The 3,406-nt window shown below is 69.7% G+C and carries 3 protein-coding genes and 1 pseudogene; 3 read left to right on the forward strand and 1 reads right to left on the reverse strand.

Annotated elements, in window-relative coordinates; translation table 11 throughout:
• From GRX66_RS17575 to GRX66_RS17585, 3 genes and pseudogenes are all read left to right on the forward strand, one after another.
• Nucleotides 1–741: pseudogene (locus GRX66_RS17575) on the forward strand (oxidoreductase); the annotation flags it as partial.
• 191 nt (nucleotides 742–932) lie between these two features.
• On the forward strand, nucleotides 933–1,901 hold the full coding sequence (locus GRX66_RS17580) for an ABC transporter ATP-binding protein (protein WP_159527665.1): 969 nt from the start codon (nucleotides 933–935) through the stop codon (nucleotides 1,899–1,901).
• Nucleotides 1,898–2,746 (forward strand): ABC transporter permease, encoded by an 849-nt coding sequence (locus GRX66_RS17585; protein ID WP_159527666.1) that lies wholly within the window; start codon nucleotides 1,898–1,900, stop codon nucleotides 2,744–2,746. Before GRX66_RS17580 ends, GRX66_RS17585 begins: the two co-directional genes overlap by 4 nt.
• On the opposite strand, the gene GRX66_RS17590 is transcribed toward GRX66_RS17585, so the two are convergent.
• On the reverse strand, nucleotides 2,747–3,406 hold a 660-nt coding region (locus GRX66_RS17590; protein WP_233745640.1), incomplete at its 5' end, for a helix-hairpin-helix domain-containing protein.

Below are 3,406 nucleotides of genomic sequence, written 5' to 3' on the forward strand. Positions count from 1 at the left end.
GACGAGGTCACTGTCGACCTCGCGTACAGCACGGTCGAGGTCGAGCGACCGCCCGGAGCCAACCGTGCGTACTTGTTCGCGCCGTCGGCGCCCAGTACGCGTGGCGGGACGGCCATCCCCGTCGAGGACGACCGCTGGGTCGTGACGCTGTTCGGTCTCCACGGCGACCACCCGCCCACCGACCCGGCGGGCGTCGGGGCGTTCGCCGACAGCCTCCCCACCGACGACCTGGTGTCGCTGCTGGACGACCACGAGTGGCGGACGACCGACGTTGCGCACTACCCGTTCCCGTCCAGCCTCCGGCGACGCTACGAGGCCGTCCAGCGGTTCCCAGAGGGCCTGCTCGTCACCGGGGACGCCGTCGCGAGTTTCAATCCGGTTTACGGCCAGGGTATGTCCGTTGCGGCGCTCGATGCGCTGGCGCTCCACGACGCGCTTGCGGGCGGCCGCGACGGACTCGGCGCCCGGTTCTTCGGGCGCGTCGGTGACGTCGCGGACGTCGTCTGGCGGATGACGGTCGGCGCGGATTTCGAGTTCGCGGCGACGACCGGCCCGAAGCCGAGGGGGACGGACCTGTTCAACCGCTACGTCGCCCGCGTCGTCGACACCGCACAGGAGAACGGCTACGTCTCCGACCGGTTCGCGCGCGTCTTGCGTCTCGAACACCCGCCGACGAGCCTCCTCGCACCGGGCGTGCTCTGGCGCGTCCTCGCGCCCACTGGACTGGTCGGGGACGCCTGAGGACACACTGGGTCCGACCGCAGACCGCGTTCGGCTGCGGATTCACCGGTGCCGGGTGGACCGAGCGCTCCGAGACGTGCCGTCGGGTCGACGCCCCAGAAATCAGATGCCGTGAGAACGAAACGCACAGCGCGTCTGCACGCCGAGAGACTTGTCGTCAGTTTCTTGTCCAGCGAATCGAACATTCGTCCATGCCCGCCCTCGAGACGACCGCTCTGACACGACGCTTCGGCGACCTGGTCGCCGTCGACGCCCTGGATCTGACCGTCGAGGAGGGGGAGGTGTTCGGCTTCCTCGGCCCCAACGGTGCCGGGAAGTCCACCACCATCAACGTCCTCCTCGGCTTCCTCGACCCAAGCGACGGGTCGGCGACCGTCCTCGGCCACGACGCCACCCGCGAATCGCGCGCCGTCCGCCAGCGAACCGGCCTCCTCCCCGAAGGATTCGGCGTCTACGAGAACCTCACCGGGCGCGAACACGTTCGGTCTGCAATCGAAACGAAGGGGGTCGACGACGACCCGGACGCCCTCATCGACCGCGTCGGCCTCGACCCCGACGACGCCCGCCGCGCCGCCGGCGACTACTCCAAGGGGATGCAACAGCGCCTCGCGCTGGCCATCGCGCTGGTCGGTGACCCCGACCTCCTCATCCTCGACGAGCCCTCCAGCGGCCTCGACCCGAAGGGCGCGAAACTCCTCCGGAATATCGTCCGCGAGGAGGCCGACCGCGGCGCGACCGTGTTCTTCTCCAGCCACGTCCTCGGGCAGGTCGAGCAGGTCTGCGACCGCGTCGGTATCATGCACGACGGCCGGATGACCGCCGTCGACACCATCGATAACCTCCGGGATCGCATCGACGCCGAATCCGTCATCGACGCCGAGGTCGAGTCGATCCCCGACACCGACCCGATTACGGCGGTCGACGGCGTCCGAGACGTAACCGTCCAGGCCGGCTCGCTCCGCATCGCGTGCACGCGGCCCGACGCGAAGATGCCCGCCCTGCGCGTGCTCGACGACGCCACCGTCGTCACCGACATCACCATCGAGGACGCCTCGCTGGAGGCGCTCTTCGAGGAGTACACGGAGAACGGCGGCGACGGCGCGGACGCCGACCCGCCAGCACAGCGAGCCGCTCCGACCGCCGGAGGTGACGCCGCGTGAGCCTCTACACCGTCGCGCGCGACGACTTCACGAACGCCCGCCGGTCGTACATCGTGCTCGGGGTCGTCGGCATCCTCACCGCGATGGTCGCGCTCATCGTGGCGATGGACGCCGACCACCACCCCGACCCGTACCGCGCGCTCTTCGACGTCTCGTTCTTCCTGTTCCTGACGTTCCCCATCGTCATCGCGCCGCTGACGTACCTCTCCATTGCGGGCGACCGCGACACCGGCGTCCTCAAGTACGCCCTCGGCCTCCCGAACACGCGCGCCGAGTACGTCTTCGGGAAACTCGTCTCGCGACTCGGCGTCGCGCTCGCGGCCGTCGTCGTCGCGATGGCCGTCGCGTTCGTCGTCGCCGTCCCGCTGTACGAGAACGCGCCGAGCGTCGAGCGGTTCGCGAAGTTCACGGGCGTCACGCTGCTGTTCGCGTTCTCGTTCGTCGGCGTCTACGTCGCGTTCTCCGCGGTCACGGAGAGCCGGTCGCGCGCGATGCTCGGCGTGTTCGGCGCGTACTTCTTCCTCGTGCCGTTCTGGTTCGGGTTCTTCCCGACGGTGAACCTCCCGAACCTCGTGAGCATGGCCGGCGACCTGCTCGGCGTCACCGTCTCCGAGTCCACACAGGACGTGATTCGCGCGCTCTCACCCGCGACCGCGTACCTGTCCGCGACGGAAATCGTCTACACGGGCGTCGTCGACCAGTACGACCAGGTCGCGATGAACTTCACGTACGAGGGGTCGCCGCTCGACCGGCAGCTCTGGTTCAACCTTGCCGTGATGGCCGCCTGGGGCGTCGGGTCGCTGCTCGTCGGATTCCTGTCGTTCCGCCGGTCGGAACTCGGATAGTCACAGCCGCCGCTTGATCGTCTCTGCGGTCGCTTCCCCGACGCCTTCGACGTCCCGGAGGTCCGCGACCGAGGCGTCCCGGACGTTCTCCACGCTCCCGAACCGTCGCAGCAGGCGCTTCCGGAGTTCGGGGCCGACGCCGTCGACGCCATCCAACGCCGTCGCGACGTCGTCCCGCAGCGTCTGGTGGTACGCGACCGCGAACCGGTGGGCTTCGTCCCGCACTCGCTGGAGGACGTGCAACTGGGGCGCGTCCCTGTCCCAGTCGTACGTCCGCTGCGGCGTGACCACGACCTCCCTGTCCTTCGCGAGCGCGACCGCGGGCACGTCCCAGTCCGCGTCCTCGAGGGCCTCGATGGCGGCGTCGAGTTGCCCGCGGCCGCCGTCGATGAGCAGGAGGTCGGGGTCCGGGCGGTCGTCGCGGCCGGCGACCGCGCGCTCGGCGCGCCACGCCACCAGCCGCCGCATGTTCGCGTAGTCGTCGTTCTCGTCGTCGAGTTTCTTCCGCCGGTAGTCCGGCTTCTCCGCGGCGCCGTCCACGAAACAGACGTTGCTCCCGACTACCGCCGTCCCCTGGGCGTGACTCACGTCGAACCCCTCGATTCGGGTGGGGCGGTCGACGCCGAGCGCGTCCTCCAGCGCAGCGAGTTCGTCGTCGCC

The sequence above is a fragment of the Halobacterium bonnevillei genome, from assembly GCF_009831555.1.
GTDB lineage: Archaea > Halobacteriota > Halobacteria > Halobacteriales > Halobacteriaceae > Halobacterium > Halobacterium bonnevillei.